This is a genomic window from Marinomonas ostreistagni (assembly GCF_016888445.1).
In the GTDB taxonomy this organism is placed as follows: domain Bacteria; phylum Pseudomonadota; class Gammaproteobacteria; order Pseudomonadales; family Marinomonadaceae; genus Marinomonas; species Marinomonas ostreistagni.
In genome coordinates this window covers 187,948-202,657 of sequence record NZ_JAFEKF010000002.1, presented here as the reverse complement: position 1 = coordinate 202,657, position 14,710 = coordinate 187,948, and the positions used below count along the sequence as shown (strand labels likewise).

12 protein-coding genes are annotated in these 14,710 nt (G+C 49.6%); 4 read left to right on the top strand and 8 right to left on the bottom strand.

Translation table 11 applies throughout. From position 1 onward, the window contains the following. Positions 1–156: 156 nt before the first annotated feature. From JQX58_RS06375 to gabT, 3 genes are all read left to right on the top strand, one after another. Complete coding sequence (locus tag JQX58_RS06375; protein WP_204146000.1) at positions 157–1,635, top strand: NAD-dependent succinate-semialdehyde dehydrogenase; 1,479 nt, start codon at positions 157–159, stop codon at positions 1,633–1,635. 228 nt (positions 1,636–1,863) lie between these two features. Beyond that, positions 1,864–3,330, top strand: coding sequence for an NAD-dependent succinate-semialdehyde dehydrogenase (locus tag JQX58_RS06370; protein ID WP_204145999.1), 1,467 nt, complete (start codon positions 1,864–1,866; stop codon positions 3,328–3,330). A 198-nt stretch (positions 3,331–3,528) separates the two neighbouring features. Further along, entirely contained in the window at positions 3,529–4,806 is a 1,278-nt protein-coding gene (gene gabT / locus JQX58_RS06365; protein ID WP_204145998.1) for a 4-aminobutyrate--2-oxoglutarate transaminase, read from the top strand. 186 nt (positions 4,807–4,992) lie between these two features. Here the strand turns inward: gabT and JQX58_RS06360 are convergent, their stop codons facing one another. The 7 genes from JQX58_RS06360 to manD are packed head-to-tail and all read right to left on the bottom strand — an operon-like array spanning position 4,993 to position 12,497. After that, positions 4,993–5,907 (bottom strand): sugar kinase, encoded by a 915-nt coding sequence (locus JQX58_RS06360; RefSeq protein WP_204145997.1) that lies wholly within the window; start codon positions 5,905–5,907, stop codon positions 4,993–4,995. 11 nt (positions 5,908–5,918) lie between these two features. Then, the gene (locus JQX58_RS06355) at positions 5,919–7,373 is read right to left on the bottom strand and encodes a mannitol dehydrogenase family protein (protein WP_204145996.1); all 1,455 of its coding nucleotides are present in this window, start codon (positions 7,371–7,373) and stop codon (positions 5,919–5,921) included. 15 nt (positions 7,374–7,388) lie between these two features. Next, positions 7,389–8,663, bottom strand: coding sequence for a TRAP transporter large permease (locus JQX58_RS06350; RefSeq protein WP_204145995.1), 1,275 nt, complete (start codon positions 8,661–8,663; stop codon positions 7,389–7,391). Positions 8,664–8,665: 2 nt separating this feature from the next. Continuing rightward, positions 8,666–9,214, bottom strand: a complete 549-nt coding sequence (locus JQX58_RS06345; protein ID WP_239090202.1) for a TRAP transporter small permease — start codon at positions 9,212–9,214, stop codon at positions 8,666–8,668. Between the two features lie 48 nt (positions 9,215–9,262). Further along, positions 9,263–10,222 (bottom strand): TRAP transporter substrate-binding protein, encoded by a 960-nt coding sequence (locus JQX58_RS06340; protein ID WP_204145994.1) that lies wholly within the window; start codon positions 10,220–10,222, stop codon positions 9,263–9,265. A 36-nt stretch (positions 10,223–10,258) separates the two neighbouring features. Further along, positions 10,259–11,281: a Zn-dependent oxidoreductase gene (locus JQX58_RS06335; protein ID WP_204145993.1), complete on the bottom strand. Its 1,023-nt coding sequence runs from the start codon at positions 11,279–11,281 to the stop codon at positions 10,259–10,261. Positions 11,282–11,285: 4 nt separating this feature from the next. After that, positions 11,286–12,497: a D-mannonate dehydratase ManD gene (gene manD, locus JQX58_RS06330; protein WP_204145992.1), complete on the bottom strand. Its 1,212-nt coding sequence runs from the start codon at positions 12,495–12,497 to the stop codon at positions 11,286–11,288. Positions 12,498–12,710: 213 nt separating this feature from the next. Here manD and JQX58_RS06325 point away from each other — a divergent pair, with 213 nt between their 5' ends. Beyond that, positions 12,711–13,421 (top strand): FCD domain-containing protein, encoded by a 711-nt coding sequence (locus JQX58_RS06325; protein WP_204145991.1) that lies wholly within the window; start codon positions 12,711–12,713, stop codon positions 13,419–13,421. 6 nt (positions 13,422–13,427) lie between these two features. Here JQX58_RS06325 and JQX58_RS06320 read toward each other — a convergent pair whose 3' ends face one another. Continuing rightward, entirely contained in the window at positions 13,428–14,372 is a 945-nt protein-coding gene (locus JQX58_RS06320) for a LysR family transcriptional regulator (protein WP_204145990.1), read from the bottom strand. Positions 14,373–14,710: the final 338 nt, after the last annotated feature.

Here is a 14,710-nt window from a genome sequence, read left to right as displayed (position 1 = left end):
TTCATGTTTCTTAAGCAAAACGCACCGGATTTAAGCGCTATAGTGATTTTACGCGGTGGCGAGTACTGAGCGATGTAATGCGATGACTTGCTGCCTTCACTTGGAATCGAGCCTAGCGCTCGATCGCGAACCTCTAATTTTGAGTCTGGAGTCATTATGGAAATCACACTAACGCAACCAAGCCTACTAAAAAGCCAATCCTTCATTAACGGTCAGTGGGTGTCAGCAGATTCAGGTCAGACGTTTGCCGTGACCAACCCAGCTACAGGGGAAACCCTTGCCAACTTGGCGGATTGCGGCGCGGACGAAACCAATCGTGCCATCGAAGCCGCCGCAGCCGCACAGCCAGCTTGGCAAAAGAAAACCGCTAAAGAGCGCGCCACCTTGCTGCGTAAGTGGTATCAGCTGGTATTAGAAAGCCAAGAAGATCTCGCGACACTAATGACCCTAGAGCAGGGCAAACCCTTTGAAGAAGCCAAAGGCGAAGTGCTTTATGGCGCAGAGTTTTTAGATTGGTTCGCTGACGAAGCGCGCCGTACCGACGGCGATGTGATCCCGACGTTTGCATCCGGCAAGCGCGTACTTACCATTAAACAACCTGTCGGTGTCGTTGCCGCTATTACGCCATGGAACTTCCCAGTGGCGATGATTACTCGTAAAGTCGCACCAGCACTGGCGGCCGGCTGTACAGTCATCGCGCGTCCATCTAAAGAAACGCCTCTGTGTGCGCTAGCTTTGGCAGAACTGGCACGCCAAGCAGGCTTCCCAGAAGGTGTACTCAACCTGATCGTCGGCAGTAGCTCAAAAGACGTGGGCGAAGCACTGACCAGCCACCCAACTGTGCGCAAGCTAAGCTTCACTGGCTCAACGCCAACCGGTAAAACGCTGCAAGAACAGTGTGCCAAAACCGTTAAACGCACCTCGATGGAGCTTGGTGGCAACGCGCCGTTTATTATCTTTGATGACGCCGACATCGATGCCGCACTGGATGGCCTAATCGGCTGTAAATTCCGCAACGCCGGCCAAGTCTGCATCAGCGCCAACCGTATTTTTGTCCAAGATGGCATTTACGACGAATTCGCTAAAAAGCTGGCTGAACGCGTGGCAGACATCAAAGTCGGCAATGGCTTCACCAAAGGCGTTACCGTTGGCCCATTGATCAATACGGACGCGGTGAAAAAAGTAGTCGAGCTGGTCGATGATGCGGTCGAGAAGGGTGCAAAAATCGCCGTCGGCGGTCACGACTCAGAGCAGGGCGATGAGCTTTACTACACGCCAACGGTACTGACCGATGTGAATGACGAGATGGACATCTTCTCAACTGAGATCTTTGGCCCCGTCGCGCCGCTGTACCGCTTTAAGACTGAAAAAGAAGTGATCGAGCGTGCCAACAATACCCCATTTGGCTTGGCCTCTTACTTCTATGCCCAAGACGTAAGCCGCATCTGGCGTGTTTCCGAGTCGCTAGAATACGGCATGGTTGGCATCAACGAAGGCGGCATCTCTACTGAAGTTGCGCCATTTGGTGGTGTCAAAGAATCGGGTAATGGCCGTGAGGGTTCTAAGTACGGCATCGAAGATTACCTAGAAATCAAATATCTGTGCATGGGCGGCATTAAAGAAGACGCTGAATAAACCACGCGTCACGCTCTAATCTTAAAAGGCGAGCCACTGGCTCGCCTTTTTTATGCCATGACACAGGCCGCGCCATGCGCGCCATCAAGCTTGTTTTAAATGTTTGAAAAGCATCAAACATTGCATTGATAGCTTTTCATTTTCCCGTCATCAACGATCTCCTACTATCTCAGCATTACGAGCCAATGGCTCGAACACTGATATCTCATATTTGAGTCTGGAGTTACTATGCAAGCAACCTTAGCGCAAGCGAATCTATTGAAGAGCCAATCCTACGTGAATGGCGAATGGATCGCGGCTGATTCTGGCAAAACGTTTGCCATCACGAACCCAGCCACTGGCGAGCACATCATTGACGTTGCGGACCTTGCAGCCGACGAAACCACACGTGCTGTGGAAGCGGCTAATGCAGCACAAAAAGCATGGCAAGGCAAAACTGCAAAAGAGCGTGCCACGCTACTGCGTAAATGGAACCAGCTGATTCTTGATAACCAAGAAGACCTAGCCAAGCTAATGACTCTAGAGCAAGGCAAACCGTTTGCTGAAGCGAAAGGCGAAGTGCTATACGGCGCATCTTTCATCGACTGGTTTGCTGACGAAGCGCGTCGTCTATACGGTGAAGTGATCCCATCTTTTGCCAACGACAAGCGTGTACTAACTATCAAGCAAGGCGTGGGCGTTGTTGCAGCGATCACCCCTTGGAACTTCCCAATTGCCATGATTACGCGTAAAGCCGGTCCAGCGCTTGCTGCAGGTTGTACGATCGTGATTAAACCATCAGAAGAAACACCTCTGTGTGCTCTAGCGCTTGCCGAGTTGGCGCATCAAGCGGGTATCCCAGCGGGTGTTTTGAACGTGGTAGTGGGTACTAACTCCAAAGATATTGGCGGCGTACTGACTGGCAACCCTATCGTGCGTAAATTGAGTTTCACTGGTTCTACGCCAGTAGGCAAATTGTTGCTGTCTCAATGTGCGCAAACGGTAAAACGCACCTCCATGGAGCTAGGCGGCAACGCACCTTTCATCGTATTCGACGACGCAGATCTCGATGCGGCAGTAGAAGGCGCGATTGCTTCCAAATATCGCAACGCAGGCCAAACCTGTGTTTGTGCCAACCGTATCCTTGTTCAAGACGGCGTGTACGATGCTTTTGCTGAGAAATTGGCGAAGCGCGTTGCTGAGTTCAAGACAGGTAACGGTTTCACTGAAGGCGTAAACATTGGTCCTTTGATCAACAAAGCGGCTGTGAACAAGGTTGAAGAGCTTGTGAACGACGCAGTGAGCAAAGGTGCGCAAGCATTGGTCGGCGGCGCGAAAGCAGAGCAAGCGGGCGAGCAATTCTTTGAGCCCACTATTTTGACAGGTGTGACACCTGACATGACCATCTTCTCAAGCGAAATCTTTGGCCCTGTGGCGCCATTGTTCCGCTTTAGCACAGAAGAAGAGGCAGTAGAGATGGCAAACAATACCCCATTTGGTTTGGCATCCTACTTCTATTCCCAAAACATCGGTCGTATCTGGCGCGTTTCAGAAGCCTTGGAATACGGCATGGTCGGTGTTAACGAAGGCATCATTTCCAGCGAAGTTGCACCGTTTGGCGGCGTCAAAGAGTCTGGCAGTGGCCGTGAGGGTTCCAAGTACGGTATCGACGAGTACGTGGAAATTAAATACCTATGCATGGGCGGCATTAACTAAGCAGCCCAATTGCCCGCCAGTGTCGAGCCTTAAGGTTGCGGCTTTGGCATCGAGTTATCGCAGCACCGCCCTGTAGGGCGTCCATGCCCTAAAGGGGCGGAACGCCCATCCATGGGCTAAATGCTTGCGATAACACGACGCCAAGACAACCTTTTGCAAACGACATTGCTCGCACCTAATTAAGAGAGAACAAGACACATGAACAACGCTAGCTTACAAGAACGCAAAGTAAACGCCATCGCGCGTGGCCAAGGCAACATGGCACCAGTCTACGTAGACCGTGCGAAAAACGCTGAGATCTGGGACGTTGAAGGCAACCGTCACATCGACTTCGGTGCTGGTATCGCCGTAGTCAACACTGGCCACAACCACCCGAAAGTACAAGCCGCTGTACAAGCGCAAGTTGAGCGCTTCACACACACTTGTGTGATGGTGAGCCCATACGAATCAGCAGTGGCTCTTGCAGAGAAGCTAAACGCGGCAGCCCCAGGTAACACACCGAAGAAATCTATCTTCGTTACAACGGGTGCAGAAGCGGTTGAGAACTGTGTGAAAATCGCACGTGCTTACACAGGTCGTCCAGGCATCATCGCGTTCAACGGTGGCTTCCACGGTCGTACTAACATGACCATGGGTCTAACGGGTAAAGTAAACCCTTACAAAGTAGGTTTCGGTCCTTTCCCAAGCGACATCTTCCACGTGCCATACCCAAATGAATACCTAGGCATCACTGAAGAGCAAGCACTTGCTGACCTGCAAATGCGCTTCACTTGTGACATCGAGCCTTCTCGTGTGGCTGCGATCATCATTGAGCCAGTACAAGGTGAAGGTGGTTTCTACATGGCTTCTGCAAGCTTCATGCAGAAACTTCGCGCGCTATGTGACCAACACGGCATCCTATTGATCGCTGACGAAATCCAAGCAGGTTTCGCACGTACAGGTACTATGTTCTGCCACGAACAAGCTGGTATCGAAGCGGATCTTATGACCGCTGCTAAAGGTATCGCGGGCGGTTTCCCAATCGCAGCAGTAGTTGGTAAAGCAGACATCATGGACGCTCCAATCCCTGGTGGTCTTGGCGGTACGTACGGTGGTTCTCCAGTAGGTTGTGCAGCAGGTCTTGCAGTATTCGACGTAATCGAAGAAGAAAACCTATGCGAACGTGCTAACCAAGTTGGCGCGCGTTTTGTTGAGCACCTAAAAGGTCTACAAGCAGACTACCCACAAATCATCGGTGATATCCGTAATGCGGGTGCCATGATCGCGGTTGAATTCGTAAAAGACGGTGACGTAAACCAGCCATATCCAGAGCTTGCGAAAAACCTATCTGCAAAAGCAGCAGAAAACGGTCTAGTACTGCTTTCTTGTGGTATCCGCGGCAACGTTATCCGTTTCCTACCAGCATTGACGATCGAAATGGAGATCATTGATGAAGGTATGGAAATCTTCAAGCGTCTATTCAAAGAGCTTGTTTAAGATTTCAGTGTTAACGGTTTAGTCCACCTAGACTTCCGTTTGCAAGAGCGTCCTCCTTAAAGTACTTCTTGCATTTTTAGCCACTGCCCCTTGGGCAGTGGCTTTTTTATGGCTAGGTTTTAAGCGCAATAAAAAGCCCTAGCTGTTTCCAGCTAGGGCTTCTTTTTTGGGGTTAATGCCGTTGGGTCACAACTCAAGCTTGCTTGATGGCACAATGGCGCCTCGATGCTGTATCACTTGGCCCGCGACTTGATGTGCTAATTGAGCACTGTCTTGAACACTTTTACCGGATGCCTTAGCAGCCAAATACGCACCGTTAAATGAGTCACCTGCACCTGTTGTATCAAGCGGCTGCAAACCTTGTAACGAAGGTACTAGCAAGTTTTCCGAGGCGATTAAACAGCCTTCAGCACCTTTTTTAACGATCACCTCTTGCGCCCCAGCCGCTAACCAAAAATCGATCACTTCAGTGTCGGAGGTTAGGTTATTCAACAACTGCTCATCGTCCAAGGTAGTCATAACGGTAGCGTGTGTAGCGCTGATGAACTCACGCATAGCCGAGGACGCTTCGCCAGCGTTTTGCCATAGCTTAGGCCGATAATTGGGATCAAACACCACGTCGATGTTGGCTTCTGACAGGGCGTTTAATAGTTTCACTCGCGCCACAGGCGTCAGAATCGCCAGCGATATACCCGATAAGTAAACGACATCGTAATCTGCTAAAGACGCTAACAAACGATCGCCTTCCTCACCATCAAATACCCGCTTAGCAGCCGACGTCTCGCGCCAGTAGGTAAAGTGTCGCTCGCCATCCGCGTCGTTTGCCACAAGGTACAAACCCACTTTACCGTCCTCTAATCGACGTATGGAGCCAGTCTCTAAGCCTGCCGTCTCAAGAGCGTCGACCAGCTCTACACTCAGAGCATCTGTACCTACTGCAGAGATATAGCTTACCTCTGCGTGGCCCTTGAGTAGCATTTTTAGATAATAAGCTGTGTTATAGGTATCACCTGCATAGTTTTTGATTAAGCTATTCGGCTCTGTACCCTGTGTTAATTCCACCATGCATTCACCGATGCAGGCTATTTTTAGCGTTGTCATGATCTGGGCCTCTACACTGCAGGACTAAACAATGAGTGTAACGTCTCAGCTAATGGCTGCTCTGAGAGTCGCGCCACTTGGCAGGTTAGGCGTTCAACCAACGCTTGATCAGTGCTCATCTGTACTGGGAACACATCACCGAACGCCAATAAAGCCTGCACCTTTTGAGTCTTGTCATTAAGCCCTGATATCGCCTCATACAAGGCCGCTTGCAGTGGATCATTCAAGTCTGATTGTGTCGCTTGGCAGTTGATCACGTAACGCATCCAGCCCGCGATGCCTAACTCTATCGCTGCGCTTGTGCGCGATGCTTGCGTTAATTCCAACCAACTTTGTAGCCAGCGCTGAGGCAGTTTTTGCGAACCATCCATCGCGATCTGTAGTAGCTTATGATGCAAACTGTCATTCTTAAAACGCTGAATTAAGGCCTCACAATAGGCTGATAATTCATCATGCTCGAAGGACGTCAGTGTCGGTGCCACTTCTTGCATCATGTAGTTACGTAGAAACTGCTCGATGTCTGCATCGGTTAGCGCTTGTGCAACGGTTTCATAACCTGCAATGGGCCCTAGATACGCTAACAGTGAGTGACTACCATTGAGCATGCGTAGCTTCATCATTTCATAAGCGCTGACATCTGCCACCATCTGCACGCCAAAGTCTTGCCACTGAGGACGCCCTTGGGGGAAGTCATCTTCGATGACCCATTGGCTAAATTGTTCGCACTTCACCACAGTAGGGCTATCGATACCGGTATCACGATTAACCGCTAAGAAATCCGCTTCCGTCATCGCCGGGACAATTCGATCGACCATGGAGCTTGGGAAGGCAACGTGCTGCAAAATCCATTCAGCAAGTGAGGTGTCTAATGCTTTGGCAAAGCTTACCACAGCATTTTTCACTCGTTGACCGTTGTGCGGCATGTTATCGCAGCACAATACCGTGAAAGGAGGCATATCAGCGTTTCGACGCTGGCGCAAACTTTCGGCTAATAAGCCAATCACGGTTTTCGGGCTGTTAGGATGTGTTAAGTCATGCTGCAAATCCGCATGATCGAGCTGTAGCTCACCTGAAGCAGGTGATAAGAAGTAACCTTTTTCTGTCACCGTCATGGTGACAATCTTGGTATGTGTGTCCACTAGACGTTCGATCAGCGCTTGTCGCCCAGCCTCATCGCCAGCAAACAGCGCTTCTTTCATCGCGCAGATCTCGCGCACAGTCGCCTGCTCGCTGCTCGCATACTCAACCACATGAAAGCGATTATTAGCGTCATTGAGTTGCTCGACCAAGCTGACATTAGAGCGAATATTGGCGCTCACAAGAGCCCAATCACCGCCTTTGGCGGCTAAGGTCTTTTCAATATAAACGGCTTGGTGAGCGCGGTGAAATGCGCCCAAGCCGATGTGAACGATGCCTGCTTGATGTTGACCAGGCGCTATTTGGCTGTGTTCGTAGGTAATATTCATAGCACTATCTCAGGCTTAATTCATAAACGATGGCAGCCACAAAGACACTGCCGGAACATAGGCAACCAGCAGCAGTACCGCTAGATTACACAGTAGGAAGGGCCAGATCGCTTTCACGACTTGCGACATAGGAATCTTGCCGATGCCAGCCGCGACAAACAAACACACCCCCACTGGCGGTGTTGTTAAGCCGATCATCAAGTTCAAGACCGCCATGATGCCGAAGTGAATCGGATCCATACCAATGCCTTCAGCAACCTTTAACAAGGTAGGGAACAGGATGATAAGTGCGGCGATGGTTTCCATAAAACCACCGACCAGCAGCAATACCACATTGAGAATCAAGATCACTAAAATAGGATTCGAGGTAATGCCAAAGATCGCATCCGCTAGCATCTGTGGAATCTGCTCACTGGTTAAGATCCAGCCAAACAAGTTCGCCATGCCGACCAAGATCAACAAGCTCGACGAGCTCAGTGCCGTATCCATCAAGATCTTCGGCAAGTTTTTCCAAGTAATCCCCTTGTACACAAACATACCGACGACAAACGCATACAAACTCGCGACAATCGACGCTTCGGTCGGTGTAAAGACGCCGCCGATGATGCCGTAGAGGATAATGAAGGTCATCAGCAGCGCCCAAAACGCACCGCGACCAACCGATAGGATTTCTTTTACTGTGGCACGCTTCTCACGCGGATACTGACGGCGCACGGCGATGATGTACGCCGTCACCATCATGGCCAGTCCCAGCATCAAACCAGGAATAACGCCGGCCATAAACATTTTGCCGACGGAGATACCGCTTAAAGAACCCACGATAATCATGGGAACGCTAGGCGGGATAATCGGTCCGATAGTTGATGAGGCGGCAGTGACCGCTGCGGCAAATGGCTTGTCATAGCCAGAGCGCGCCATCCCCGGAATCATCACCGAACCGATACTTGCCGTATCCGCCACCGCCGTACCTGAGATACCGCCAAAGATCATCGAGCCACCCACGTTAGCAAGGCCCAAGCCGCCACGAATATGACCTAAAAGCGAGTTGCTAAAACGAATAATGTAATCGGTAATGTTACCGACATTCATTAGGTTACCCGCCAAAATGAAACCAGGTATACAGAGCAAGACAAAGGAATCCATCCCCGCATACAGCCGCTGTGGCACAATCGTCAGCGGAATATCCGCCATAAATAAATACGCTACCGAGGACAGCCCCAAACAAAAAACAATGGGCATACCAAAGAGCAGAAGAGCAAAAAACAGGGTGAATAAAATCGCAACTTCCATCGTTATTGAGTCTCTCGATTAGTGGGAGAAAGCAACTCAAGTACAAAGCCCAATGCACTGTAAAACGCCGTTAAGGCAAAAAAGATCGTGACTGAAATAAAGACCCAGTACATTGGCATTTCTAGAGTTGGCGACATTTGCCATTGACCGATTTGCGCATACTGCAGAGCAAACGGAATGAGGTAGGCCGCAAAGGCGCCAGTAAGTGCGTGACAAATTAAGACATAAGCACGCTTTAACGCTGGACTTAGCAGACCTTGAAACAGTTCTAAACGCACATGGCGATCATCACGAATGACTAAACCAGAGCTGAGGACAATAAGATAAATGAATAGATAGCGGGATAATTCTTCCGTCCAAACGGGCGAAGAAGGCAACATAAAGCGCGCCACTACCTGCAGCAACACCACCGCAGCGATGGCCAACAGTGATACGCAGGCAAGTGTGGCAAAGCACTTATCAATCACGCCTCTGAGCGTCAGCAAGACAGAGGTGATGGTCGCCACAAAAGAGCTCTTAGAAGCGGGAGCATTCATCAGACCAAACTCCAAAAAAATACCTCCTCATGCTAGAGCATGAGGAGGTTGAGCGTGTTGTTATTAAATTTTATTCAGTAGCTCTAGCTGTTCAGGCGTCAAAGACTCTTGAACCGCTGCTTTTACTTTTTCTTGGAAGGCTTCGATGTTTGGCTCAACAAACTCCATACCGCGAGCTTCTAGGTCTGAGCGTAAAGCGGCTTCGTCAGCGGCAAACATCTCATGTTCGTAAGACTGCATTTGTGCTGCTGCATCTAAAACGATTTCACGCAGATCAGCTGGCATGCTGTTTAGTTTGTTGGCACTAATCACTACATAAATCCAGCTGCGCACGTGGCCAGTTAGGTTCACGTAGTCTTGTACTTCATAAAAGCTCGCGCTTTTAATCAGACTTAGTGGGTTCTCTTGGCCATCAATGGTGTTTTGCTGCAATGAGGTAAACACTTCACTGAATGACATCGGAATAGGCTTAGCACCCAGTTTATCCCACGCTTTTACAAATAAAGGTACGTTGGGTACACGCAGCTTCATGCCTTCAAGGTCACTTGGCTCAGTAATCGGTTTATTGGAAGTTAGATGACGCGGACCACGCTCAAACCAAGCAATCGGCTGCAGACCTGTGCGCTGTTTAATCTGCGCTTCAATCTCTTCACCCACTTCACCTTCGACAGCACTTTTCAGCTGTTCAGAGCTGGTAAAGGCATAAGGTACGGCCAATAACGCCGCCTTAGGGGCCCAGTTCTGCAGTGACTCACCCGTCATTGTCATGTCTGCTGTACCTAACTGAATGCTGTTAATCACATCCAGTTCTTTACCAAGCTGCGAACTTGGGTACAGTTTTACTTCGATGCGGCCTTCTGACTCAGCTTCAGCAACTTCTTTAAATTTAAGTGCCGCTTTGTGCCAGATATTATCTTCGGCAGCAGGGTGGCCAAACTTCAGGGTGACATCGGCGGCTTGACTCATACCGGCCGCCAATAAGGCTGATGACAGGGCAAGGGCTTTGAACATTGGCTTAATCATGGGTAACTCCAATTTTTATTATCGATCGTTTATAAGTTACTCACCCATAGTGACGAGCACTTTGCGGGTAATCTCTGGGTGTTTTTCCATCAGCTGGATACCTTCAGGCATTTGCTGTAAGGCAACACGGTGACTGATCAGTTTCAACGGGTCGAGTTGACCAGAAGCTATCAATTCCAACACTTGTGGGAATCGACGGTTGTTTAAGCGAGAGCCAACCAAGGTTAACTCTTTCTTAATCACTTCGATTTGCGCCAAATCGCTCGGCGCAGAACTAAAGCCAAGCAGACCAATGCGGCCAGCAGGGCAGGCAATTCGTAAGATTTCCGGTAATAGCGCTGGAATGCAGGCCGCATCCGCGATCAGCGGTACACCTTCACCGTTGGTCCACGCACGCACGGTGTCTTCAACATTTTGCTCGCGGCTATTAATGGTATCGGTGGCGCCCAGCGCTTTGGCTGTCTCCAAGCGCTCAGCAACAATATCCGTGACGATAATACGCTTAATGCCGATGGCTTTGGCGACTTGGACAATGGTGAGGCCTATCACGCCCGCACCATAAACTAATAACGTATCACCATCGATGGGGTTCATGCGTGATAGCACATTCATCGCAATCGAGTAAGGCTCAACCAGTGCGGCTTGCTCTAAGGTTACATTGTCCGGCAGCTTGATGACATTGCCAGCAGGAGCGCTGGTAAACTGACTAAAGCCACCATTACGATGCACGCCAAACACTTGCATGTTCATACACACATTGTGACGACCAGCTCGACATGGATAGCAGGTTCCGCAGCTGATCACGGGATCAACACAGACGCGATCGCCAACAGCTAGACCTTCAACATCGTCTGCCACAGCCGTGATGACACCAGAGAATTCATGGCCGGTGACGCGAGGGAACTGCACAAATGGATTCTGGCCATGAATGATATGTAGATCCGAGCCACAAATACCGGCAAAGGAAGTCTTGATAATGACTTCACCCGCACTGACATCTGGCATGTCTGCATCGATTAGGTTGTATTCGTTAACGTTTTTGACTTCAAAAGCTTTCATAAGATTACCAGTTCCACAGCGTGCCATCTTCTAAACGGTTAACCGGAAGATAAGCAGGTTTGTAAGGGTATTTCGCCGCCAGTTCTTCATCGATGTCGACACCGTGTCCAGGCACTTCGCCAGGCGTGAAGAAACCATCTTTAAATTCATAAGCATGGGGGAAGACCGCGTCGGTCTCAGCAGTGTGGGGCATGTGCTCTTGAATGCCGAAGTTCGGTACCCAAGTATCAAAGTGCAATGCTGCGCCCATGCACACTGGCGAAAGGTCCGTGGCGCCATGGAAGCCTGTCTTAACATGGTACAAAGCGGCAAAGTCGGCGATACGGCGCACATTGGTGATACCACCCGCGTGGGTAATAGTCGCGCGAATGTAATCAATCAACTGCTTTTGGATCAGTTCTTGGCAATCATGCAAAGAACTAAAGACTTCGCCAATCGCTAGCGGCGTCGTGGTGTGCTGACGAATAGTTTCGTACGACGCTTGATGCTCCGCAGGCGTGCAGTCTTCTAGCCAAAATAGATGGTACGGCTCGACCTCTTTGCCTAAGCGTGCCGCTTGGATAGGCGTCAGACGATGGTGGGCATCGTGTAAGATATGTAGGTCTTCGCCAAACTGGTCACGTACTGCTTGGAACAGTTTAGGAACGTGATTCAGATATTTTTCCGTTGACCATACGTGCTCTGCAGGCAAAGACGAGTCTGCTGGTTCATAGGGTTTGCCAGCCTCTTTAGCGACACCATAGGTTGTCGGTACGCCCGGAATACCACATTGAACACGTACGGCTTTGTAGCCAAGATCCACATGTTTCTGTACTTCTTCAAGACAAGAGTCGATGTCTAATCCCGTTGCATGGCCATAGACCATGACCTTTTCACGGCTTTTACCGCCTAGTAATTGATACAGTGGCATGTTGGCAAGCTTGGCTTTAATGTCCCACAACGCAACATCAACCGCTGCGATAGCCGTCATGGTAACAGGGCCACGACGCCAATACGCTCCGCGGTACAGGTACTGCCATGTGTCTTCGATACGTTGAGGGTCTTTGCCAATCAACGTTGGGATCACATGATCTTCTAAATAGGCAACCACCGCTTTTTCACGGCCGTTTAAGGTTGCATCACCGATACCATAGACACCTTCGTCGGTTTCAACTTTGAGTGTCACCATATTGCGACCCGGGCAGGTCACAATCACTTTAGCGGAGCGAATTTTCATACTGACAAACCTAATTTATTATTTTTGGCATACCAAAAAATGGATAACGAGGCTAAACCTAGCGTAATTTTTCACCACAGACAAGCAAACATCGCTTTTTGGTATACCATTTTGATCTTAATGGCCTATTAAAGTGCCCGCGACTCGACTTTTTTAGACAAATACGTGAAGATGGCATACCACTCCTACGTTTTAAACTATGTAGCAAGCACTATGGCAGAGCGTCTTTACAAAGAAATTGGCGAAAAAATCAAATTAGAAATTCTGAAATCTGATTTAAGCGTCGGCGATAAACTTCCTACCGAGCGGGTCTACGCTGAGCTATTTGGCGTCAGCCGTACCTTGGTGCGTGAAGCCTTTATCATGCTAGAAATCGAAGAGCTGATCGAAGTAAAGAAAGGCTCGGGAAGCTATTTAAAGTGTCGCCCTATGGAGCGTGCGGCAGCACCCATTTCCGATGTAGGGCCGTTTGAATTACTGCAAGCGCGTCAAGTGATAGAAAGCGCCGTAGCCGCTTGTGCCGCTCAGACTATTACCAAAGCAGACCTGCAGAAGCTGCAAGATACCTTAGACCTTGAGGAAGCAGAGCTGCACAACGTCGAAAAAGCCAATGCCGCTGATCGTGAGTTTCACTTATTGGTCGCCCAAGCGACGCAAAATACCTTACTTGCCGATAATGTCTTACGCCTGTGGGACATGCGTGATAACAACCCGATGTGGCAGCAACTCCATTCTCGAATCCCCGAGTCGTCGTATAGCGGTCAATGGCTAAAAGATCATGAAAAGGTGCTAATGCAGCTGCGCAAACGCGATGCAGAAGGTGCTCGCGAGGCGATGTGGCAACACTTGGAAAACGTCAAACGCACGTTGTTTGAGCTATCTGATACCGAATCACCAGATTTTGACGGTTATTTGTTCTCTTAAGCGCCTTTAATAAGGCGCTGCTTCAGAAGAGTTGTTGGCGAAGTATTCGCGGATGACGTCCAAAAATACTTCCCGTGGTTTGTTCGGTTGGGCGGTCTTTTTATAGATCACGGCCATGCCGAGGGAGTACGAACGATGGTCGGTGGCAACGGGGACGATCGCGCCGCTTTTGACATGCTCTGAAGCATACGCTTCGGGTAAAAAGCCAATGTAGCGGCCCGATAAAATCAAGCTAAGACGTGTATCGTAGAAGTAAGAGATCGCTGACAGGTTCATGTTGGACATCTGCGAGCTAACCCCTTCATGGGGTTTAAGCCCTGCGTGCGAAGCAGGGTAGCTGTCGACGGCTTCAACTTGTTCGGCGGCGCTCATTTGGGCCAGTGGGTGGTCTTTGGCCACGTACACATAACACGCATCACTGTATAAATGAATGTAGCCAAGGCCGTCTAATTTACGGTGGTAAGGTATAAAGCCGACGTCTGCCTCGTCATTTAAGATGGTACGTTCGATTTGCGCCATGGCCGACACGCTGGTGGTTAACGATACTTCTGGGGCCTGGCCGGTAAATTCGCGTATCAATTCTGGGAAGCGACAACGGGGATCGAGGCTAACGGAGTCTGACATGGCAATGCGCAAACGCCCGGTCAGGCTGGCGTTTAAGTTATTTACTGTGATACGAAAGGCATCCAGCGATTCCAGCAAGGTTTCGGTCATACGGTAGATGATTTCACCTTCTTGGGTCAGTGAAAAGCCACCGCGGCCACGCTTACATAAGGTCAGATTAAGGCGCGCTTCGAGGTTCGAGATGTGTAGGCTAATCGTCGAGCGGCCGATGTTTAGTACCGTCTCAGCTGCAGAGAAGCCACCGCAATCGACCACTGTCTTAAATACTTTGAGTTGCTTGATCTCATAATCACCTACTTGCCCAAGCGAGTAATTCTTTGCGCTCATGGCGTCCCCCTTCAATCTACTGACTTCACCGACCGACACCCACCCAGTATATCGGATCCACTCTCAAAACCGTATGCCGAACAAAGATATACACGGTTTCAATCGTCTCTTAGCATGCCTGATGAACAAAGTTTGGTCACGCTCTAACTTTAGGTTTAGAAGCTGACCTTTCATTCAAAGGTTAGCTTATTTAAGGTAAACCCACTGACCTTGATGCGTAACTCTCACCCTTTTACAGCTCAGGTCGGTAGCTCTTAAGAAGGCCCTTTTTACTTCTTATACTGAGAATCTTCGTATTTAGGCCCTCTTAGTTGAGGGCTTTTTTTTCATTAAAGTTA